General features: G+C 61.1%; 24 protein-coding genes. 7 read left to right on the top strand and 17 right to left on the bottom strand.

Going from position 1 to position 18,894, the window contains the following annotated elements:
- The first annotated feature begins 101 nt into the window (after positions 1 to 101).
- Together FHT97_RS02330 and FHT97_RS02335 are read left to right on the top strand one after the other, a co-directional pair.
- Positions 102 to 689 (top strand): DUF1214 domain-containing protein, encoded by a 588-nt coding sequence (locus FHT97_RS02330; RefSeq protein WP_183751860.1) that lies wholly within the window; start codon positions 102 to 104, stop codon positions 687 to 689.
- Positions 682 to 1,236: a DUF1254 domain-containing protein gene (locus tag FHT97_RS02335; protein WP_016553271.1), complete on the top strand. Its 555-nt coding sequence runs from the start codon at positions 682 to 684 to the stop codon at positions 1,234 to 1,236. The genes FHT97_RS02330 and FHT97_RS02335 overlap by 8 nt, the downstream gene beginning before the upstream one ends.
- Before the next feature lie 10 nt (positions 1,237 to 1,246).
- Here the strand turns inward: FHT97_RS02335 and FHT97_RS02340 are convergent, their stop codons facing one another.
- The gene (locus tag FHT97_RS02340) at positions 1,247 to 1,414 is read right to left on the bottom strand and encodes a hypothetical protein (protein ID WP_016553270.1); all 168 of its coding nucleotides are present in this window, start codon (positions 1,412 to 1,414) and stop codon (positions 1,247 to 1,249) included.
- A 519-nt stretch (positions 1,415 to 1,933) separates the two neighbouring features.
- Between FHT97_RS02340 and FHT97_RS02345 the strand changes: the two genes are divergently transcribed.
- Together FHT97_RS02345 and FHT97_RS02350 are read left to right on the top strand one after the other, a co-directional pair.
- Positions 1,934 to 2,140, top strand: coding sequence for a hypothetical protein (locus FHT97_RS02345; protein ID WP_016553269.1), 207 nt, complete (start codon positions 1,934 to 1,936; stop codon positions 2,138 to 2,140).
- Positions 2,141 to 2,340: 200 nt separating this feature from the next.
- Entirely contained in the window at positions 2,341 to 3,354 is a 1,014-nt protein-coding gene (locus FHT97_RS02350) for a DUF2336 domain-containing protein (RefSeq protein WP_183859644.1), read from the top strand.
- A gap of 6 nt (positions 3,355 to 3,360) precedes the next feature.
- On the opposite strand, the gene FHT97_RS02355 is transcribed toward FHT97_RS02350, so the two are convergent.
- The 3 genes from FHT97_RS02355 to FHT97_RS02365 are packed head-to-tail and all read right to left on the bottom strand — an operon-like array spanning position 3,361 to position 6,200.
- Positions 3,361 to 3,717: a DUF1491 family protein gene (locus tag FHT97_RS02355; RefSeq protein ID WP_183859646.1), complete on the bottom strand. Its 357-nt coding sequence runs from the start codon at positions 3,715 to 3,717 to the stop codon at positions 3,361 to 3,363.
- Between the two features lie 49 nt (positions 3,718 to 3,766).
- A complete protein-coding gene (locus FHT97_RS02360; protein WP_183859648.1) occupies positions 3,767 to 4,696 on the bottom strand; it encodes a peptidoglycan-binding domain-containing protein in 930 nt (309 codons plus the stop codon).
- The gene (locus FHT97_RS02365; protein ID WP_183859650.1) at positions 4,668 to 6,200 is read right to left on the bottom strand and encodes a PAS domain-containing sensor histidine kinase; all 1,533 of its coding nucleotides are present in this window, start codon (positions 6,198 to 6,200) and stop codon (positions 4,668 to 4,670) included. The genes FHT97_RS02360 and FHT97_RS02365 overlap by 29 nt, the downstream gene beginning before the upstream one ends.
- Before the next feature lie 461 nt (positions 6,201 to 6,661).
- On the opposite strand from FHT97_RS02365, the gene FHT97_RS02370 reads away from it, so the two are divergent.
- On the top strand, positions 6,662 to 7,150 hold the full coding sequence (locus FHT97_RS02370; RefSeq protein ID WP_183859652.1) for a DUF5330 domain-containing protein: 489 nt from the start codon (positions 6,662 to 6,664) through the stop codon (positions 7,148 to 7,150).
- Between the two features lie 205 nt (positions 7,151 to 7,355).
- On the top strand, positions 7,356 to 7,778 hold the full coding sequence (locus FHT97_RS02375; protein ID WP_183751876.1) for a SufE family protein: 423 nt from the start codon (positions 7,356 to 7,358) through the stop codon (positions 7,776 to 7,778).
- A 115-nt stretch (positions 7,779 to 7,893) separates the two neighbouring features.
- Here FHT97_RS02375 and FHT97_RS02380 read toward each other — a convergent pair whose 3' ends face one another.
- The 10 genes from FHT97_RS02380 to FHT97_RS02425 all read right to left on the bottom strand — a co-directional run bounded on the left by FHT97_RS02380 (position 7,894) and on the right by FHT97_RS02425 (position 16,108).
- Complete coding sequence (locus FHT97_RS02380) at positions 7,894 to 8,694, bottom strand: DUF6456 domain-containing protein (RefSeq protein ID WP_183859654.1); 801 nt, start codon at positions 8,692 to 8,694, stop codon at positions 7,894 to 7,896.
- Positions 8,687 to 9,115, bottom strand: a complete 429-nt coding sequence (locus tag FHT97_RS02385; protein ID WP_183859656.1) for a helix-turn-helix domain-containing protein — start codon at positions 9,113 to 9,115, stop codon at positions 8,687 to 8,689. The genes FHT97_RS02380 and FHT97_RS02385 overlap by 8 nt, the downstream gene beginning before the upstream one ends.
- Positions 9,116 to 9,331: 216 nt before the next feature.
- On the bottom strand, positions 9,332 to 9,763 hold the full coding sequence (locus FHT97_RS02390; protein ID WP_016553260.1) for a MucR family transcriptional regulator: 432 nt from the start codon (positions 9,761 to 9,763) through the stop codon (positions 9,332 to 9,334).
- A gap of 443 nt (positions 9,764 to 10,206) precedes the next feature.
- On the bottom strand, positions 10,207 to 10,539 hold the full coding sequence (gene mnhG, locus FHT97_RS02395) for a monovalent cation/H(+) antiporter subunit G (protein WP_016553259.1): 333 nt from the start codon (positions 10,537 to 10,539) through the stop codon (positions 10,207 to 10,209).
- On the bottom strand, positions 10,536 to 10,913 hold the full coding sequence (locus FHT97_RS02400; protein WP_183859658.1) for a cation:proton antiporter: 378 nt from the start codon (positions 10,911 to 10,913) through the stop codon (positions 10,536 to 10,538). The genes mnhG and FHT97_RS02400 overlap by 4 nt, the downstream gene beginning before the upstream one ends.
- Entirely contained in the window at positions 10,910 to 11,383 is a 474-nt protein-coding gene (locus FHT97_RS02405; protein WP_183859660.1) for a Na+/H+ antiporter subunit E, read from the bottom strand. Before FHT97_RS02405 ends, FHT97_RS02400 begins: the two co-directional genes overlap by 4 nt.
- Positions 11,380 to 12,936: a Na+/H+ antiporter subunit D gene (locus tag FHT97_RS02410; RefSeq protein WP_183859662.1), complete on the bottom strand. Its 1,557-nt coding sequence runs from the start codon at positions 12,934 to 12,936 to the stop codon at positions 11,380 to 11,382. The genes FHT97_RS02405 and FHT97_RS02410 overlap by 4 nt, the downstream gene beginning before the upstream one ends.
- Positions 12,937 to 13,314: a Na+/H+ antiporter subunit C gene (locus FHT97_RS02415; protein ID WP_112660994.1), complete on the bottom strand. Its 378-nt coding sequence runs from the start codon at positions 13,312 to 13,314 to the stop codon at positions 12,937 to 12,939. It abuts the gene before it with no gap.
- Positions 13,314 to 13,733, bottom strand: a complete 420-nt coding sequence (locus FHT97_RS02420; RefSeq protein ID WP_113574883.1) for a Na+/H+ antiporter subunit B — start codon at positions 13,731 to 13,733, stop codon at positions 13,314 to 13,316. Before FHT97_RS02420 ends, FHT97_RS02415 begins: the two co-directional genes overlap by 1 nt.
- Entirely contained in the window at positions 13,730 to 16,108 is a 2,379-nt protein-coding gene (locus FHT97_RS02425; protein WP_183859664.1) for a putative monovalent cation/H+ antiporter subunit A, read from the bottom strand. Before FHT97_RS02425 ends, FHT97_RS02420 begins: the two co-directional genes overlap by 4 nt.
- A 387-nt stretch (positions 16,109 to 16,495) precedes the next feature.
- Here FHT97_RS02425 and msrB point away from each other — a divergent pair, with 387 nt between their 5' ends.
- Complete coding sequence (msrB, locus tag FHT97_RS02430; RefSeq protein WP_183753827.1) at positions 16,496 to 16,906, top strand: peptide-methionine (R)-S-oxide reductase MsrB; 411 nt, start codon at positions 16,496 to 16,498, stop codon at positions 16,904 to 16,906.
- 35 nt (positions 16,907 to 16,941) lie between these two features.
- On the opposite strand, the gene FHT97_RS02435 is transcribed toward msrB, so the two are convergent.
- From FHT97_RS02435 to FHT97_RS02445, 3 genes are all read right to left on the bottom strand, one after another.
- Positions 16,942 to 17,436 (bottom strand): AAA family ATPase, encoded by a 495-nt coding sequence (locus FHT97_RS02435; RefSeq protein ID WP_183751891.1) that lies wholly within the window; start codon positions 17,434 to 17,436, stop codon positions 16,942 to 16,944.
- Positions 17,433 to 17,939, bottom strand: coding sequence for a GNAT family N-acetyltransferase (locus tag FHT97_RS02440; protein WP_183859666.1), 507 nt, complete (start codon positions 17,937 to 17,939; stop codon positions 17,433 to 17,435). The genes FHT97_RS02435 and FHT97_RS02440 overlap by 4 nt, the downstream gene beginning before the upstream one ends.
- Before the next feature lie 142 nt (positions 17,940 to 18,081).
- Positions 18,082 to 18,750, bottom strand: a complete 669-nt coding sequence (locus tag FHT97_RS02445; RefSeq protein ID WP_183751895.1) for a hemolysin III family protein — start codon at positions 18,748 to 18,750, stop codon at positions 18,082 to 18,084.
- Positions 18,751 to 18,894: the final 144 nt, after the last annotated feature.

Raw genomic sequence — 18,894 nt, forward strand, 5'->3', positions numbered from 1 at the left:
TCGTTTTGGCTGGGATATGCCGCCCCGTTCCGCCTGCGGCATTCCGCATAGCTAGAATCAGTGGTAACCCTTTCAACTGATTTGTTTCTCAAGGGCGCATAGTGTTTCGGTTTCCTCTCTTCATAGCGATGACGCTGATTATCGCCTTTGGTGGCGGGATCATGATTTCGCTCTACGCGCTGAACGCGACGGCCGGTTTCGGCGCGATCAAGCTCGGCGCCTGGGAGGCTTTTCCCGAACTGCAAACAGAAAGCGCCGACCCCTATGCGAAGTCGCACCGGGCGCGTGCCGGGCGCCTGCTTTATGGAAATGCCGAAGGCCTGATGTTCACCGCCAAGGTCGACGATAACGGCGACCGGCTGAACGCCGCCTGCAGCTACCGCATTACGGGACAGACGCCGCCCGCCCGTATCTGGACGCTGTTTACTGCCGACAACAGCGGCAACCCGGCGTCGCTGCGACCTGGGCTTCCGGGTGCGATGAATTCCTGGACGGTACTGCGGCAGGCCGACAGCAGCTTTACGGTCGAGATATCAGCGCATGCGCGCCCTGGAAACTGGCTGGCGCTGCCGGCCGCGGGCACCTTCCAACTCGTCCTGACCCTGTTCGATACCCCGACCGCCGGCAGCTCCGGTGTCATCGACCTTGCGATGCCCAAGCTAGAGAAGACCGGGTGCGGTAATGCTTAGGATCTTGTTCGCCATCCTTGCGGGACTTTTCGGGGCGGCGCTGCTGCACCTGGTGATCATCCTGTCACTGCCGCACTTTACCGGCAAGGACGCCGCGACCCGCGTCGCCTCCGAGGGCGACCTCGACAAGTTCTACCTGCTTGGCGCCACCGATGACGCCGCGGGCCTTTCCAACGACGATCCCTTTGTCCGCACCGCCGTCTGCTCGTTCGACATCGAGGAGGCGCCGGTTCGGCTGACCGCCAGAGGCAACGTGCCGTTCTGGTCGATCGCACTCTATGATGGCGCGTCGAACGAGGTCTTCAGTATGAATGACAGGACGTCGGTGGGAGGCGCGCTCGATATTCTGATCGGAACGCCGATCCAGCTGACCGAGCTTCGCAAGGCTTTGCCGCCGGATCTGCAAAAGACCATTCTCGTGGAAAGCCCTCGCTCAGAGGGCTATGCGGTGTTGAGGACGTTGGCGCCCCAGACGAGCTTCGATGCAGCCGCGCGCAACTTCCTCGCGGAGGCCGGCTGCGACGAATATGCCGGCTCCTCGAACTGAAGCAATCTAGCTATTTCTTGACTCGCGAAACCCGATCTCCGGACGCGCGCTTCGAACTCTCGGTCAGGCGCTCGTAGCGAACGCCGGTGAAAAGCAGGATCTGCGCCTCGACTGGTTTTCTGCCCTTGCGGCGGCGCGTCTGGGACAGACGGTCCGCCAATGCGACGACTATTGCCATTCTCGTCTCCATGCACGGCCCGAGACGGATGAACTGCGAAATCTCACCCTGCCCGCCTATGCGAGCCAGCGCGTCCTATAAAGCCCGATCAGGCCCCCGAGGCATCCGCGCCTTTCTCACGGCACTGTTCGAAATACCGTGATGTGAAACTCGACGACCGAAGCACTCGACCGCCGTGTTCATTTCCGAATTGAGACATATGACGGTTAACAGATGGTTAATTTCATGCGTGAACATTAGCTTCTTCTACGACACGATATAAACGCGCTGTGCCGTGTTTTGGTTTCAAACGTCGCACAAGAAGATTCGGTCCACAACGGCGCAATGATATTAGCATTAATTCATATACTTAACGCAGGTTGTGCCGGCAAGGCCGGTTCGACCTCCGTCGACGGATTCGTGTCACGAAAATATCAATTGCGGTCGCCGGCAATACCGGTATGGTTGTGGCATCGTCGGCAAATCTGAGCCGGCCGGCTGGGCACTGTTCCATTCACAGCGAACAAGGAAGGGGCTGAAATGTCTTTGCTTATCGGTTCGACATTTTCCCCCGAGGACCTGGATGTGCTTCGCCATGCACTCGATGCCTGGTGCCTGGAGAAGCGGATCGACATCAAGAGCGCCGAAGCCCAGTTGGCAGCATCCGCGGCACTGGACCTCTATCAGTCCGGAAATAACAGCGCCGAAAGACTTCTGGCGGCGCTTCGCGGGCATAAGGGATTGTAGTTTCCCTCAGATATCGAACCTAATGAAGGCCACTGTCGTGCGCCGGACGACGTGGCACCTTCTGGCACAATTTTAATAAAGTCTTCAGTAACCATTAACCCTGCCCGTGTAGGATTTGTTCATAACCTATGTGGGGTAAGGGGCGTCCCTCCGCGTCCAGTCCTGCGACATCCCTTTTTGCGTTTCCAGGGTGTGTTCTTGTGCGTGACCGGTTCAGAGACCTAGAGACCCCCTCCGCCAGCCGGAAGAAGGACGTGGTGCTCATGGCGACAGTCAGCAGCTTCGAGGGCTTGCAGCCGCCCACCCGTTCGGAACTGCGCCAATTCGCCGAACTCTTCACGCCACTGTTTCAGGCTTCCTCCGACGAGGCGCGGCGGCAGGCAGTGGCCGCCCTTTCGCAATGCCCGCAGATTCCGGCAGCCGTTGCGCTCTTCGTTGGCTGCCAGGCGATCGATATCGCCGCGCCTTTCCTCACCTCCTCGCCGGCGATTGACGACGAAACCCTGATCACGATTGCGCGCACGCAGGGCAGCGCGCACATGAAGGCCATCGTCAGCAGAGAGGCTCTCTCCCCGCGGGTCATCGATGCCCTGGTCGGGCTGCGGCAAGCCGAACAGCGGCTGGCGGCCCCGCCGGAAGCCGAACCACCCAGTGTGGCGCCGGAACCACCGGCTGCGACCTCGCTCGAGGATATCGAAGCTGCCGCCCGCCGCGCCAGCGAAGAGGAAATGCGCAACCGGATCCGGGAGCTCGCTCGTCACGTCGCCAGCCCTGAAGGCGATCGGCTCGGACTGCGGCACCTCTCCCCAATCCAGGCTGCCCTCCTCGTCCGCTTTGCCCGCAACCGGGAGGCAACGCTTTTCGCCAAGGCGCTCGCCGATGGGCTTTCCGCCAGCCGCTGGCTAGCCGAGCGCATCTTGCTCGATATCTCGGGACAGCAGCTTGCGACCACGCTTATCAGTCTCGGCATGGATTTCCTCGACGCCGTCTTCGTTCTCGAGAAGCTGTATCCGCACCTCGCCGAACCGCAGCATGGTGTAACGCGGGCCTGGATGGTGCTGGACGGACTCGATCCGGAAGAGTGCAATGCCCGCGTCGAAGCGTGGCGCCGCGCAGACAGCTATACCTACCTGCCGGACGAGGCAGAAACGGCCCGCTCGGGCCACGAGGTTCCTCCCACCCGCGACCGGCGCGTTATCGGCCGCACCCGCTGATCTTGGCTATAGCGGGTTCTCGCGCCCGCCGGCGAGTGGGACGATATCTCCGAGGTCTTCGGCTTCAAGCTCGACAATCCAGAGATCCGGGTCGAACTTCCGTTCCCGCTCAAGCATCTCCCTCACCTTATCAGGCTCAGCCCGCATCAAGCGCTGCTCGAACAGTCGCTCACCGCTCGTTTCGTCGTCGAAGACGCTTTGCGGCGCCGGGCCATAAAGCGTTTCGAGTCCATCGCGAAAATGCTGGCGGATAAAAACGGCGCCTGCCTCGTCGGCGCCCTTTGCCTCGACAGCGGCGAAGTCGCCCTTGCCGAACACACGACGCACGAGGGCGGAAACGAAGATGTCGGTGCGCAATCTCATTCGCGAGCTATAGCAGACAAACCGCCGGCCGCAATGCTGCGACGGCCCTTCAGAGTGCTCCGATTTCCTTGAGCTTCTTCAGAACGGCCTCGCTTGGCTCGCCATTCTCCGGCAGGTTGTAGTGCTTCTGGAAATGCCGGATGGCGGTGCGGGTCTGTTCGCCGGGCACGCCGTCTACCCCGACGTTGGCGTAGGCCATGTTGCTCAGACCCTTCTGGATCTTCAGCACGAGATCGACGGTCGACAGCTCGGCCGACTGCGCCATTTTCTTCGCCGGTGTCGGAGCGGTCTTGATGGTCTTCTCGGCGCTGCGGATGGCAGCGGCGACCGGATCCTCGGCCGACGCTTTCGACGTGACGTCCGCGGGCGGCTTTTCCAGCGGCACCGCAGAGGGCCCGACCGAGTCGGTCCTGAGCGCTGCCAGCACCACGGGCGTCGCATCGCCCGTTTGCGGCATGCCGACGGTTTCCTCGAAGAACAGGATCGCCGCGCTGGTGCGTGGACCGATGACCCCATCCGGCGTGCCGTTGTAGAGTCCTCGCCGCACCAGCTCAGTCTGGATGTCCATGACGATCTGGCTCGGTTGCTGACCACCAGGCGCTACCGGCGTCGCGTTCGTCTGCGTGGCGTCGGCCTCGTCCTGTCGTTCGATCTTGAAGGTGGTGACGTTGCCGCTGTGCTCCTCAACGGCCGGACGCGCGCCGAGCACGTTCGGGAACAGCGGATCGCGTGTGCGCAGAAAGGGGTGTGGGTGCGCGCCCGGCTGATACCAGAGGGCGTTGGCAGCAACGAAACTGAAGATGACCAGGAAGGCTGCGGTGCCGCCGGCGACCGACGGGTTGCGGCCAATCACGCCGCCAAGCGCGCTTGCGCCCTGCAGCCCCAATCCGCCAACGACGGACGCCCCGGTGAGAAGCAGGCCCGGCCGTTTTTGCCGGCCCCGCCTTCCCTTAGGCGATTTTCGCTTGCTCGTGGCCATCGAAAAGCCCCTCTTCCAAAACACCGACCGACGTCGGTGCAGCCTTCAGTCGCGGCGGGAACTCGACAAGATCGTTGCGGGCCGTGCCCGCAGCCGGAATGCCGGATCCGTCCGCTGCAATCGAAATCGTGATGATGGTGCCGGCGCCCGGCGTGCTGGCGATTGCGAAGTCGCCGCCATGCAGCGCCACCAAGCCCTTCACCAGCGACAGACCGAGCCCCGTCCCTTCGAATCTGCGGCTATAGTCGTTCTGGATCTGGACAAAAGGTTGGCCGAGCATTTCCAGCTTGTCGCCCGGAATGCCGATGCCGGTGTCGCTGACGCAGAGGTTCAGAACGCCGTCGCGCATCGACGCATCGATCGAGATCGCACCGCCCGCATCGGTGAATTTCACGGCGTTGCCGACGAGATTGATGAGGATCTGCTGGATCGCGCGCTGGTCCGCGATCACCTCGTCAAGACCGCGCTGGACGCGGCTCGTCAGCGATACGCCCTTGGTTTTCGCCTGCAGCGCCAGCATCGCCTCGCAGGAACGAACGACCGACGCAATGTCGAACGGTTCGAGGCAGAGTTCGTAGCGACCGGCTTCGATCTTGCTCATATCCAGCATGGTGTTGACGACCGAGAGCAGATGCGCGCCAGAATCCCGGACAAGGCCGACATACTCCCGCTGACGTTCGTTCTCGAACTTGCCGAAATACTCGCCGAGCAGGATGTCGGAGAAGCCGAGGATGGCATTGAGCGGCGTGCGCAGTTCGTGGCTGACGGCGGCAAGAAACCGCGATTTTGCATCGTTGGCCGAGCGGGCGTCGGCGGCGCGGTTCTGCGCCTCCTGCCGCAACTGCTGCTCCAACGAGACATCGCGCAGCTGGGCAATCACGCTGAAGAGCACGCCGTCACTATCCTGACGCGCTGTCAGGTCGATACGCAGGTAGGCAAACTGTCTGTTGTCGCGCGAAACGGATGGCCGTTCGAGGCGCACGTCGACGGTCGCAGCCTCCTCGCCCTGGCGGAGCTGGTCCAGCGCCTGCAGAAAGAGGATGCGGTCGGAGACATGGATCTGATCGACAAAGCCCTTGCCGATCGGATCGCGCATCCAGGCGAGATACTCCCGCTTGTCGCGACCGCCAACAGTGGTGACGTTGCCCTGCGGATCCATGAAGAAGGCAAGACCGGCGATTGCCTCCATGAAGAATTCTTCGGCAACGGGCGCGGCGGCTGCCGCCGTTGCGGTGCTCTGGCGCGACAGGGCAATGCTGCCCACAGCGGAGAACAGGAAGGCTGCGCAAACCGTCGTGACGCCGACAGGCAGCGCGATCGCGGGACTGGTAACGAAGGAGAGTCCAAAGGGCGCCGCAACGAGAGCGGCCGACGAGAGCAACGCCAATCGGCGCAGGATCATCAGTTCGCGCTGGCGCGCGGCTGCACCGCCTCCCGTCCGGGAGAGCCAGCTTCCAGCCGCCCGGTCCACGAGGGCTGCCGCCCGCTCTGCGATCTTACTCATTACACGCACGCAATACCCGCCCAAAAAAGGCTCTTTACCAAGGCGGACAATAGGCCTTGGGCGCTTAAGGAAAGGATAAGGGAAAAGCCGCCTCCACACCTCAAAAGGGCGAAATGTCCCGTTTTCGAGCATCTGGAGGCGGCTTTGATTTTTACGGTTAACGGGCGGTAAGCGACGGATTTCGCTCATATTTCAGCTCGTCGTTAACCTTTGTGGCAGCTTCGCCGCAAGGTTTGCCTGCAATTACAGGAGGTGGCCCGTTACATGCTTAACGAGGGTCGCTACAATTTGACTGAAATGCGGCGCAAATCCCGTTCATTAAAATTCGAGCTAAATTTGCCGCAAATGCCGACGAGTTTCGAAAACTGGCATTCGCAACTCTGCTCTAAGGTCAAAGCACACCGGAAGGCCGGACCGATTCGGCAGCAAGACCGAACGGGAAAACAGGATGGGCAACGACGATGTGGTTTCTGATCAAAGGATCATTCTGGTTCGGACTTGTGCTCGTGCTCTTGTCGTTCTTCAGCGGCGAAAGCCCGACCAGCTCGCAACCGAAATTGCAGTTTTCCGACGCCTTTGTCGCTGCGACTGGCGCCTATGACTACGTGACCGGCATGTGCGGCGAGAAGCCGGAGGTCTGCGTCAAGGGTGCTGAGACAATGGCCGCGCTCGGTCAGCGGGCCCGTGAAGGCGCCCGTGTTGCCTACGAACTCCTCGACAGCCGCTTTGGCGACGACACGACCTCCAAGGCTGCTGTCGCTGCGAACGCCCCGGTCGCTCCTGTCGTGGCACTGGCGCCGTCGCATACGGAATCGCAGGTGCAGGAACGGACGGCAGCGCTGAACCAGCCGATGCCTTACCGCCCGCCGCTTGACGATGCCGATGAAGGCCTTTCCGACACCGTGACGACAGGCACGATTCCGCTGCCGACACCGCGCCCGGCCACCTGAGAATTTCGCGGGCTTTCCCGCAACCAAGCTTGCACCGGCGATCCGCGAAGCTGCGGAAAGTCCCGTGCCTGACGTGCCTGCCCTGTTTATTTTCAGCTTTTGCTGCGCCGCGAGGATGCCCATCCTTCGCGGCGTTTCTTTTTAATGGTTCAAATCTGGCTGCGTTTCACCTATATGAAATCCTGATAACGAAAGGCCAGAATGCATGACGTCCCTCGAGCAGATCCTCGAAGATTTCTCCTTCCTCGACGATTGGGAAGACCGCTATCGCTATGTGATCGAGCTCGGCAAGGCGCTTCCCGACCTTCCCGACGACAAAAAGACGTCGGCCAACAAGGTGATGGGCTGCGCCAGCCAAGTCTGGCTCGTTACGCACACCGATGGGGACCCTGATAATCCCCTCATGACCTTCGAGGGAGATTCCGACGCGCATATCGTGCGCGGGCTGGTGGCGATCGTGCTGGCGACCTATTCCGGCAAAACCGCCTCCGAGATCGCCGCGCTCGACGCTTTCGACGTGTTCTCGAAGATCGGCCTTGTCGAGCACCTTTCCTCGCAGCGCGCCAACGGCCTGCGCTCGATGGTCAACCGCATCCGCGAGGAAGCGCGCGTGCGCGCGGTGGCTTAAAGCATGCCTCCCGAAAGTGGTCACCGGTTTCGGGATAAGACATGCGAGAAACAACTGGCTGAAGCGCATGAGCGAATCCGAAAGATCGCGACGCGCTTTAGCTGCGACCTCCTCATCACGAATAGAGTTCGGGTCGATATCCCTCGGCACCCCAATGCTCCACGCGGGCCCGGCGTGCGGGCATGGGCGGATTGTAGTGCCGTGAGAGCACCATCAGCGCGGTGCGCAGCATCAGTTTGGCGGAGCGTGCCGGCCACTGACGCTCTCGCTCCACAGTCTCCAACCCCTTCATGAAGCAGCAGACATCGAGTGCCACTCCGGCAAGCTCCGGTCCCATGGCCTCGAGCGCACGATTGACCGCGACCCGCGCGGCAATTGCACTGTCGGTCAGATCAGCCATGCCGCCACGCTCTCCTTTCGCGCGGCTTGCGTGGTGCGGTTCCCAGGAAGCGGTGACCCGCGGCTGCAACTGACCGCGCGTAAAATCCGCAAGCAGCCGCTCGCCGGCGGCGAGTGCCGCCGCCGACAGGAAAGGCCCGCCGGTCTTTTCCTTCAACCGCGCAAGGCCCGATAGCGGCGATTCCTCCCGATTGATCCGTACTGGCTGCCGCCGTCCGTCGCCGACCTCGGCCACGGCATGGTCGATTGCGCCGTGTTGTTCGATGAAGGCTTCCTCTCTCAGGGACGCGGCCCGCCTAAGATAAGAGCGCGCGGCGGGGGCGAGGCAAATCCAACCGCCCGTCCGGCTAACGAGCCCTGCCGACACCGCCGCAGCCAACAGGGATTGAGACACGATGTGAAGCGCGCCATCGCCCAAATGCAGCGACAGGGCCGAGCCCTCGCATGCCTGCTCACGGGCCTCGCCACGCGCAAGGAACCTCAAAAGCTTCACCATGGCCTTATGCGCATCACTCATTTCCAAACACTCCATTCGATCGGAAAACAGAAACGACCGTCCGTTCGACGACAGCGACGAATTCATCGAACGCCGGATCATCACGACGATCCTCGACCACGTGGCAGGCATGACCGACCGTCGTGCGGTCGCGTCCGAAGGCTTTGGCGATCTCGCAAAGGGGGATCTGAAGGGCGACGTGGCAAACATACATGGCGATCTGCCTGATATGGCATAGCGTGCGGCGGCGATCCCGACGCATCTGGATGCGATGGCTGGCAAGCATGACCATCTCGGTGGTGATCTGTGCGCAGATGCGGCAGACAATACGGACCGGCACCGTTGCGGGAGGGGGAACGAAACCGGAAGCGCTTTGACTTGTTATCGCCTCGGGGAAGGACGGCGCAGAAGCGCCCGGCAAAGTGAAATTGGCAATCGGCATATGAATACTCCCATAAAATAGGAATTAATTCATACACCTTACACGGCAACGAGAACGAACAAAAGCGTTATCGCGCAACTTTCTGTTGATCTTCCTCGTCGATTTCCTTAAGAGGCGGAATAAATAGGATTATTTTCCACATTCATTCCCATCCCAAAAGCACAAAAGCCGGGCTTCCGCCCGGCTCTACAGGATTAAATCAATCCTTGGCAACGATCAGACGCGGCCGCGCTTGCGGCGCTGGCCGAGCCCCATTTCCTTTGCGAGGCGCGAACGCGCTTCAGCATAAGCTGGAGCTACCATCGGGTAATCGACAGGAAGTTCCCACTTTTCGCGGTACTCTTCGGGCGACAGGCTATGGTGGGTCATCAGGTGACGCTTCAGCGACTTGAAGTTGCCGCCGCATTCCAGGCAGGTGATCTGCTCATCCTGAACAGACTTACGCACCGATACCGCCGGCTTCTGCTTTTCGACAATGGCCGTTGCAGGTGTTGGCGCCGACGTATTGCTCAGTGCTGAATGCACATCCGAGATCAGGTTAGCCAGATCGCCAACTGGGACCACATGATTGCTGACATAGGCGGCAACAATATCTGCGGTAAGCTCCACCAGCAATTCCGGCCCGCTACCGGCTGCAGTATCCGTCATAATACGTTTCTCCTGTTTCAATGCTCCAAAGGTCCAAGCCTCGTCAGCCAAGACCGTCATCGTAGAGCCAACAGCAAAAAACTCAGGCTACGGCTACCTGTTTCGAAAAACTGAAATCCACCCCTAGATTCCTGAGGCCGAAACCCGTTTCTTATACTGCCCGATTTCGAATTAGTACGTTGTCACGCAGGCTACTTCCTCAATTAAACAGTGAAATGCAAAGCCAACGAGGAAATAAGCAACGTGATTCTAATTCAATATCAGAACTCTACTTGGACATCCAAATATCACCGTTTTGCGAAAACGCCAATTATTATTTCGTATATATCTACCGAAAAATGCCCAACTCGCAAGAATTGTCTGCACAAGACCCAAACATTAACCATTAAGAAATCTGCAAAAGGGTGCAAAAATCAACTTAAAATACTGAATCGGAAGCGCTCTCATCTTTCAACTAGATCATCACGCACCGATTGAGGCCCGAGACGGTACCCTGTTTGATGTGCTGCCTTCGCCAGAAGATGTGCGGCGACCGGTGCCGTTAACAGAAAAAAGACGAAACCGGCCAGCGCTCGCGCAAAGACTGCAACCTCGCCCGAGGCGATCCCCGCAGCAACGAGCAGCATGCCGGAACCGACCGTTCCCGCCTTGGAAGCGGCATGCATCCGCGTATAGAGGTCGGGCAGGCGCACGATGCCGAGAGCGGCGACAAGTGCGAAAGAGGAGCCGGCAAGCAGCAGGAATGTGACGGCAAGTGCTACCGCATAGTCCATCATGCCCTACCCTTTCTTCCGTTCGCGCGGCTGCGTTTGGCTGCCACTTGGGGCTTTTTCGGGGCACGTACCGTTTTTTCGCTGTGCCGTCCTGCAACAGTGCCGCGAGACATCACGAAACGCGCAAAGGCGACCGTCGCCAGAAAGCCGACCAGACCTAGCGAGATGGCGATGTCGATGTAGAGGCTGAAGCCGGTCTTGACCGCCAATACAGCGATGAAGCCGATCGCCGTGCCCGAGAGCGTGTCGAGAGCCAGGATCCGATCGGGCAGTGTCGGGCCGGCAACGACCCGCCAGCCCGCCAGCAGAAAGGCGACGCCGAGGATGATGAGGGCGATCGCGGCGGCGGTAGAAACGATGGCAACAGGGGAAATCATCGGAACGCCTCCAGGATCCGCCGCTCAAAGCCGTTGGCGATGTCGCGCTTGGTTCCCTCCGGATCTGAGCAGTCCAGCGCGTGGACGTATAGCGTCTTGCGGTCGTCTGACACATCGACGGACAGCGTACCCGGCGTCAGCGTAATCATGTTGGCGAGAAGCGTGATCTCGAAATCGCGGTCGACGGTGAGCGGAAAGGCAAAAATGCCAGGCTGCAGCCGCATAGTGGGCGTCAGCACCGTAGCGGCGACCTTCAACGCCGAGATCGCCAGTTCCTTCAGAAACAGCAGGCCGAGGAGCATGATCGACCGTGAGCGGCGAAGATACCCCCGGCTGCCGTAGGGTTCGCGAACGACAGACAGGCACAAGGCGGCCACAACAAATCCGAACAGGAGATTGTGCGGCGAGGCACTGCCGGTGACGGTAGCCCAGGCGATGGCCAAAAGGACGTTCAACAGCAGGGCAATCATGGCATCCCTCCGTCCGGGAAGACCGATTGCAGATAGGACGTCGGGTCAATGAGGCCGGTCGCTGCGGCCTGTGCCATCTCCAACAACTGCTCGGGCAAAATGCCGAAAGCGACGACAAGAGCGGTCAGGATGATGAGCGGCAGTCCCGTTTGCCAGCGGATGGAGGCTGCAGCCGGCGGTGCCGTTGCCGGTCGCCAGTAGGCGAGCAGGAAGACGCGTCCGAATACGACGGTCAGCAGGAAGCCGCCGATGAGGATCGCGGCGGCCAGCCACCAGGCGCCGACGTCGATCGATGCTCTGACCAAAATCACCTTCGGCCAGAAGCCGGAAAAGGGCGGCAATCCGCACGCGGCGACGAAGAGGATGAAAGAGATCGCCGCAAAACCGCTACTGCGACGGTAGAGGCCGCCGAGCCCGGCCAGCGAGAAACCGCCGGCAAGGGCGGCCGCCTGTCCAGCCAGAAGGTATAACGCCGTCATCAGGACCATCGAATGCAGCGCGTAGAAGATTGCGCCGGACAGGCCGCCCGGCGTGCCGAGCGCTATCCCGACCAGCATGTTGCCGATGCCCGAGATCACGACGTAGCCGAGGAGCTTGCGGATATCGTCCTGCGCCAGCGCCCCAAGTGCGCCGACGACAATGGTCGCTGCCCCGGTTGCCGCAATCAGAAGGCTCAATTGTTCGCGCTCGATCGGCAGCAGCATGACCATGACGCGAATGAGGGCGTAGACGCCGACCTTGGTCAGCAGACCGGCAAACAGTGCCGACACGACGATGCGCGGGGTATGATAGGAGGCCGGCAGCCAGAAATTGACAGGAAAGGCAGCGGCCTTCATGGCAAAGGCCAGCAGCAAGAGGGCCGACAGGGTCATCAGCGGCGCGGTGTCGCGCACACTCTCCACCTTGCCAGCGATATCGGCCATGTTGAGCGTGCCGAAGACAGCGTAGACGATGCCGACCGAGATCAGGAACAGCGTCGTGCCGATCAGGTTCAGCACCGCATATTTCATGGCTCCATCGATCTGCCCGCGCTCGGAGCCGAGGATCAACATGCCGAAGGACGAAATGAGAAGCACCTCGAACCAGACATAGAGGTTGAAGACGTCGCCTGTCAGGAACGCACCGGAAACGCCTGCCATCAGAAGCAAAAGGAAGGGAAAGAAACCGTATCGGCGGCCGCTTTCGGTCACGTCCTTCAGTGCGAAGAGGCCGCCGGCAAGCGCGGCGATGGCAGCGGCCAGGGCCATCAAAGCGCCAAAGAGATCGACCGTGAAGGCGATGCCGAACGGCGGAAGCCAACGCCCCATGACCATGGTCAGCGGACCATGCGCGACGACCTCTGCCAACAGCGCGGCATCCAGCAGGACCAGAACGGCGAGGCCCGGAATGGCGACCTGCGCCTGCAGCCGCAGCGAACCGCGCATCATCAGCAGCGCGGCGCCGAGTGTAATACAGAGCGCCACGGGTGCAATGACGAGCCAGCTGGCGAGCGGCAATGGTGCCGTGACCATCGCAGCCGAGAGATCGGTGATCGTGCTTGACGGAGCCGCCATCTAGTACCCCATCGGCGGCAGCGGTGGATCGACGGGTTCGGCGACACGCATTTCGTCGGTGTTGTCGGTGCCGATGTCCTGATAGGCGCGATAGGTCAGCACCAGCAGGAAGGCGAGGAAGGAAAACGAGATGACGATCGCCGTCAGGATCAGGGCCTGCGGCAGTGGGTTGGCGGCGCCGTCCGGGAGCGTATCGAGGTTTGCCGGGATGATCGGCGGCACCTCTCGCGTCAACCGCCCAGCCGTAAACAGCAAGAGATTCACGGCGTTGCCGAGGACGGCGATGCCGAGCATGATCCGGATCGAGAATTTCGACAGCATCAGATAGATCGCGGCAGCGAAGAACAGGCCGACGAGAATTGCAAACAGCGGCTCCATCACTCGACCTCCCTTTCCTCAAGCGCCAATGCGATCGACGTGATGGCGCCGACGACGACCAGATAGACCCCGATATCAAACAGCATGACGGTCGAGAGCGGTACTTCGACACCTGCTATTTCAGGATAGATCCAAAGCCCGGTCATGAACGGCACTGCAAAGACGATCGACAGCAGGCCGGCGCAAGTCGCCATAAGAAGACCGGCGCCCGATATCGACAGCGGATGGAAGACGATGGCGCGGCGCACGGCGCCGACACCGCGGGCAATGCCGAAGATCGCCAGCGCCGAGGCGGCAATCAGCCCGCCGATGAAGCCGCCGCCCGGCTCGTTGTGGCCGCGCAGCAGGACGAAGACGGAAAACAGCAGCATCAGGGCCGTCAGCACCGGCGCGATCGTACGGAAGATCAGCGTGTTCATGGGCGCTCGACTCCGAGAGCCTCAGGAGCATCAGGATCGTTTTCGGCAAGCTTGCGCTCGGTCTGCGCGCGGATGCGAATGAGGGCGAGGATCGCAAGGCCGGTGATGGCAACAACGGCGATCTCGCCCAGCGTGTCGGTACCGCGGAAATCGACGATGATGACGTTCACGACGTTGGCGCCGTGAGCGATGGTCTTCGAGTAGGTGTTGAAGAACTCGGTCAGCGCATTGTTGAACGGTGTCTGCGTGGCTTTCATCAGGAGCAGCGCGAAGCCGGAGCCGCAGGCAATCGCGATGCAGCCGTCGAATATCTTCTGGCCAAGCGGTCTCCGGTCGGTCGGCGACAATTGAAGGCGGGTCATGACCAGCGCCAGGATGACGACCGATAGCGTCTCCACCATGAACTGCGTGAAAGACAGGTCGGGCGCGCCAAACAGCAGGAATATAATGGCGACGGAGAAGCCCTGGATGCCGAGCGAGACGATCGCCGTCAGCCGGTCGCGCGCGACAACGACGCTTAACAGACCAAGGACGGCGAGCAGGAAGATCGCCCCTTCGTGGATCTGGACCTCACGTGGCCAGACAGGCAACGCCGGCATTTCGCCGTAGAGCCAGAGCGGAACGAGCAGGATCGCGGCGAGGCAGAGGAAGGTGCAGGTGATGTAGAGTTCAAGCCGGCCCGGCTGGATGAACCGCGTTACGCGAACCGCCAATCTGGTCAGGCCGGTGATAAAGGCGTCAAACCCACGATCCGGTCCCGGTCCGAGCTTGCGCAGTACACTCGCCATGAGCAGACGCGCCTGGTCTATCCGGCAATAGACAAGAGTGCCGAGCGCGATCGTTAGAACCGACAGAAGCAACGGCACACCGACATGCGGGATCAGGGAAATCTCGATCACGCTCGCCGTTCCGCGAACGGCGGATGCCGTCGGAGACGAGATGTAGTGATGCGCAGTCGCGGAGAACACCGCGGCCATCAGTCCCAACAGCGCCAGCACGACTGGGCCGACCCACAGCAACGGCGGTGCCTCGTGCGGATGTTTGGGCGTTGCAAGGACCGGCCCGAGGAACGGCTTCAGCGCCACGGCGAAGCCGATCGCAAACATCAGCGTATTGCCGCTTACCGCAACCACTGTAAAGACGATCGACCGTGGGTCCGTATGTGCCAGGGCGGCATAGATTTCCTCCTTGGCGAGGAAGCCGAAGAACGGCGGCAGACCGCCCATGGAGATCGCCGCGGCAAGTGCGGCCGCAAAGGTCAGCGGCATCGCCGTCCGCAAGCCGCGCAGCTTTGTGATGTCGCGCGTGCCGGTTTCATGGTCGATGATGCCAGCAACCATGAACAGCGCGCCCTTGAAGAGCGAATGCGCCACGAGGTAGAGCGCTGCGGCCTCGACGGCATAGGGCGCTCCGAAGCCGGTCAGCAGCACAAGCAGCCCGAGCGAGGAAACGGTGGTATAGGCAAGTTGCAGCTTGAGATCGGTCTGGCGAATCGCAAGCAGCGTACCGACGATCAAGGTCACGCCGCCGAAGAGCGGCAGCAAGGTCTCCCAGGCCGATGTCCCGCCCATGACGGGATTGAGCCGCATCAGAAGATAGACGCCCGCCTTCACCATCGTTGCCGAATGCAGGTAGGCGGAGACCGGCGTCGGCGCCTCCATCGCGTTCGGCAGCCAGAAATGAAACGGAAACTGCGCCGATTTGGTGAACGCGCCGCCGAGAACAAGGATCAGGATCGCCAGATAGTATGGATTGGCGCGCAAGAGATCGCCGGACTGCAGCAGCGTCGACAGGTCGGTCGCGTTTGTCGTGCTCCAGATCAGGAGCAGGCCGGCCAGCAGCAGAAGGCCGCCACCGCCGGTGACGACGAGCGCCTGCAGGGCGGCACGACGGGCGGCCTCGCGCTCATGGTCGAACCCGATCAAGAGGAACGACGTGATCGACGTCAGTTCCCAGAAGATGAAGAGCATCAGCAGGCTGTCCGAGACGACGAGGCCGAGCATGGCGCCCATGAACAGGAAGATAAACGAGAAGAAACGCCCCTGATCCGGGTGCCCCTTGAGGTATCCGCCGGCGTAAAGGACGATGAGCGTGCCGATCCCGGTGATCAGCAGCGCGAAAGTCAGCGAAAGACCGTCGAGCAGCCAGGAAAAGCGGAGGTCAAAGCTTGGCACCCAGGCATAGCCGCCTGTTATCACCTCGCCGCCCGCGATGACCGGCAACAGGCTGGCGAAGTGCGCAAAGGCGAGCAACGGCGCAAGCGCCAATGGCCAGGCGGCGTTTGCACCAAAGGCGCGGACGGCAAAGGGAGCGAGGACGGCGCCGAGAAGTGGCAGACACAAGGCCGCAAATGTCAAAGCCGTGACACCGGCCATGTGCCCTCCCCTGCTGGCAACGCTTCGTGGAGCCGGCAAACGCCGGAAGTCCCGTCAGGTGTACGAGAACAGCGGCGCGGTCACAAGTCTTGTTCGACCGAGAGCCGCCACCAGCGGTGGATACTCACAGGGAACCGCTCATCCGTGTCCATAGACATCGCTTGCAGCGTCCTCGAGGCATTTCTTGAAGCGATTTCACGCTGGGCGGCACAGGACGCTTTAGGCCTTCGCGCACGACCGGCCCTCTTAAAAGCAACAAAGGGATTGCCGTTTCGCTAGGCCGGGTGCCGCTTTACCGTGATCCGCATCCCCTTGATCCAGCCGGCATTCCGCACCACATTGCTGGCGAAAAAACATGCCGTCCCCCAGGCGCGAAAGGATCAAACCATGGCCGATACGACAATCGCCAAAGTTCACAAGACCGACGCGGAGTGGAAGGAACAGCTGACGCCCGAGCAATACCGGATCACCCGGCAGCACGGTACCGAACGTGCCTTCACCGGGCCCTATTGGGATTCGTTCGAAACCGGGCTCTATCGCTGCGTTGGTTGCAATTCACCGCTGTTCCGCTCCGATACGAAATTTGACGCCGGTTGCGGCTGGCCAAGCTATTTCGAGGCGGTCTCGCCCGACGCTGTAACCGAACATCGCGACACGACCTACGGGATGGTCCGCACGGAAATCCGCTGCGGCACCTGCGATGCCCATCTGGGCCACGTATTTCCCGACGGCCCGCCGCCGACCGGCCTGCGGTACTGCATCAACGGCCACGCGATGGTGTTCGAGCCGGACAAATAAGGCGCAGGCCCGAGGGTCTGCCTCCACTGATCCTCCTAGAAGCGTTCGACGACCGCGCGGACGCTTTCATCTAGCGACAGGCGCGATGTATCCAATATCGCGCATTTTTTCGCCAAGGCCTCGCGGCGGAGGAAGGTCGCCCAGATCATCATTTCGGCGTTGGCAAGCTCCGGCTGCCGGCGCTCGACTGACAGGCGATGCGTTCGTGTTTCGTCATCGCAATCGATAAGCAGGGGCAAATAGGCAATGCCCGTTGCCGTCGCCGCCTCTTCCAGAAATGCAAGGCGCATCTGGCCTTCGAGCAGTTGATTGCGGCCGGCGTGCTGTGCCTCCGCGAGGCTCTCAAACCACTTGAAGGTCATGGCCCGCTGCCAGCCCGCCGGCGAGCCGTAGTCGGCCGTCATCCGGGAGAGCGGGGGGACGCCGATGTCATCAAAATGGTAGACGTCGATCTCACCCCGGTCGGCGACCGCCTTGGAGATCGCCGTTTTGCCCGATCCGGAAGCGCCTGTGAGAACGATGAGGCTCACTTCGTGACCCTAAGCTCCATGCAGGTCAGATCCAGCCAGCGGCCGAACTTCGTGCCCACCTCCAAAAAGGTTCCGGCAACGCGGAATCCCAGCTTTTCATGCAGCTTGATGGAAGCGGCGTTCTCAGCCTCGATGCCGGCGATCATCACGTGGATGTTGGCCCCGGCCGCCCGCTCGATCAGCCCCCGCATCAGCATTTCGCCGATGCCGGCACCGCGGCAATCCTTGTCGACGTAGACCGAGTGCTCGACCGTGTGGCGGTAGCCGTCGAAGGTCCGCCAATCGCCATAGGAGGCATAGCCTGCGACCTTGCCATCCCTCTCCGCTACGATGACCGGAAAGCCTCTTGCCTTTCGCGCCTTGAACCACTCGACGCGGTTGTCAAGGTCAACCAGCATCTCGTTCCAGATCGCCGTCGTGTGCTCGACGGCGTGATTGTAGATATCGCGGATGACAGGGAGATCGGCTTCGGTGGCGTCGCGCACGAGAACGGCGTCGGTCATATCAGGTCCAGTTTCAGTTCGGTTCCGCCAAGCGGCATACGCCCCGCAATCGGCGTTGTAAACCGACGAAATCGTGCGACCGAAACCATCCCTCCCGACCGGAGTGAGGCGCCGCTGTCAGGGGAAACCCGTTGATATTGGCTCAGAGCCCGGCGTTCGCCATGCTGAAGCAGGTAAGCACGGCCGAATAGTGCACGGCCGCCGCGGCCACCACGAAACCGTGCCAGATGGCGTTCTGGAAGCGCAGCTTTTCCCAGACGTGAAAGATAACGCCGAGAGAGTAGATAACACCACCAACGACGATCAGCAGCATCGATACGAACGGGATACGCTCGGCCACCGGTCCGGCCACGAAGATGCCGCTCCACCCCATCCCGAGATAAAGCAGGATGGTAAGCTTGTCGAAACGACCGGGAAAGGCGCATTTCAGGAGGATGCCAAGCGCCGCGGTCACCCAGATCCCGATCAGCATCCCGAACAGAAGCGGACTATCGGCGCCGCGCTCCAGGAAAGGAGTGTAGGTGGCGGCAATCAGGATGAAAATCGACGAATGATCGAGGCGGCGAAGGTACCACTTGGTGCGTGAAACAGGCCAAGCATTGTAGGAGAAGGAGATACCGATGGTCAGAACAAGTCCGACGCTGTAGATCCACGCGGCGGCGAGTTCGCCATGGGAACTCCAGACCGTGGCGTAAAAGATCAGAACGGTTGCACCGATAAGCGCGAACGCCAAGCCGACACCGTGAACGACGCCGTCGGCGATCAGTTCGTACTTGTCGTAAGCCCAGCGGATGCCGTTGAACTCTGCCATGCCGGGAACCCCTCACCTCTCCACCAGATCGTCGCACTGAACCGGTCTCCGGGCAACACAACAGCGATGGCACGCCGTTAAATCTTCGTGAGCTTCCGACGCCTTCCGGTTTCAATGCGGAGATATACAGACGCGAAGGAAAAA

It is taken from the genome of Rhizobium sp. BK399 (assembly GCF_014194695.1).
Lineage (GTDB): Bacteria > Pseudomonadota > Alphaproteobacteria > Rhizobiales > Rhizobiaceae > Rhizobium.

Bases quoted from the DNA above. Each gene is read 5' to 3' on its own strand.
- mnhG (WP_016553259.1), bottom strand. From the start codon at position 10,539: ATGATGGACTATGCGGTAGCACTTGCCGTCACATTCCTGCTGCTTGCC.
- FHT97_RS02340 (WP_016553270.1), bottom strand. From the start codon at position 1,414: ATGGCAATAGTCGTCGCATTGGCGGACCGTCTGTCCCAGACGCGCCGC.
- FHT97_RS02415 (WP_112660994.1), bottom strand. From the start codon at position 13,314: ATGGAGCCGCTGTTTGCAATTCTCGTCGGCCTGTTCTTCGCTGCCGCG.
- FHT97_RS02385 (WP_183859656.1), bottom strand. From the start codon at position 9,115: ATGCCGATTGCCAATTTCACTTTGCCGGGCGCTTCTGCGCCGTCCTTC.
- FHT97_RS02405 (WP_183859660.1), bottom strand. From the start codon at position 11,383: ATGATTGCCCTGCTGTTGAACGTCCTTTTGGCCATCGCCTGGGCTACC.
- FHT97_RS02440 (WP_183859666.1), bottom strand. From the start codon at position 17,939: ATGACCGACGCCGTTCTCGTGCGCGACGCCACCGAAGCCGATCTCCCT.
- FHT97_RS02365 (WP_183859650.1), bottom strand. From the start codon at position 6,200: ATGAGTAAGATCGCAGAGCGGGCGGCAGCCCTCGTGGACCGGGCGGCT.
- FHT97_RS02345 (WP_016553269.1), top strand. From the start codon at position 1,934: ATGTCTTTGCTTATCGGTTCGACATTTTCCCCCGAGGACCTGGATGTG.
- FHT97_RS02335 (WP_016553271.1), top strand. From the start codon at position 682: ATGCTTAGGATCTTGTTCGCCATCCTTGCGGGACTTTTCGGGGCGGCG.
- FHT97_RS02410 (WP_183859662.1), bottom strand. From the start codon at position 12,936: ATGGCGGCTCCGTCAAGCACGATCACCGATCTCTCGGCTGCGATGGTC.
- FHT97_RS02360 (WP_183859648.1), bottom strand. From the start codon at position 4,696: ATGGCCACGAGCAAGCGAAAATCGCCTAAGGGAAGGCGGGGCCGGCAA.
- FHT97_RS02420 (WP_113574883.1), bottom strand. From the start codon at position 13,733: ATGAACACGCTGATCTTCCGTACGATCGCGCCGGTGCTGACGGCCCTG.
- FHT97_RS02425 (WP_183859664.1), bottom strand. From the start codon at position 16,108: ATGGCCGGTGTCACGGCTTTGACATTTGCGGCCTTGTGTCTGCCACTT.
- FHT97_RS02445 (WP_183751895.1), bottom strand. From the start codon at position 18,750: ATGGCAGAGTTCAACGGCATCCGCTGGGCTTACGACAAGTACGAACTG.
- FHT97_RS02355 (WP_183859646.1), bottom strand. From the start codon at position 3,717: ATGAGATTGCGCACCGACATCTTCGTTTCCGCCCTCGTGCGTCGTGTG.
- FHT97_RS02380 (WP_183859654.1), bottom strand. From the start codon at position 8,694: ATGAGTGATGCGCATAAGGCCATGGTGAAGCTTTTGAGGTTCCTTGCG.
- msrB (WP_183753827.1), top strand. From the start codon at position 16,496: ATGGCCGATACGACAATCGCCAAAGTTCACAAGACCGACGCGGAGTGG.
- FHT97_RS02390 (WP_016553260.1), bottom strand. From the start codon at position 9,763: ATGACGGATACTGCAGCCGGTAGCGGGCCGGAATTGCTGGTGGAGCTT.
- FHT97_RS02400 (WP_183859658.1), bottom strand. From the start codon at position 10,913: ATGATTTCCCCTGTTGCCATCGTTTCTACCGCCGCCGCGATCGCCCTC.
- FHT97_RS02370 (WP_183859652.1), top strand. From the start codon at position 6,662: ATGTGGTTTCTGATCAAAGGATCATTCTGGTTCGGACTTGTGCTCGTG.
- FHT97_RS02375 (WP_183751876.1), top strand. From the start codon at position 7,356: ATGACGTCCCTCGAGCAGATCCTCGAAGATTTCTCCTTCCTCGACGAT.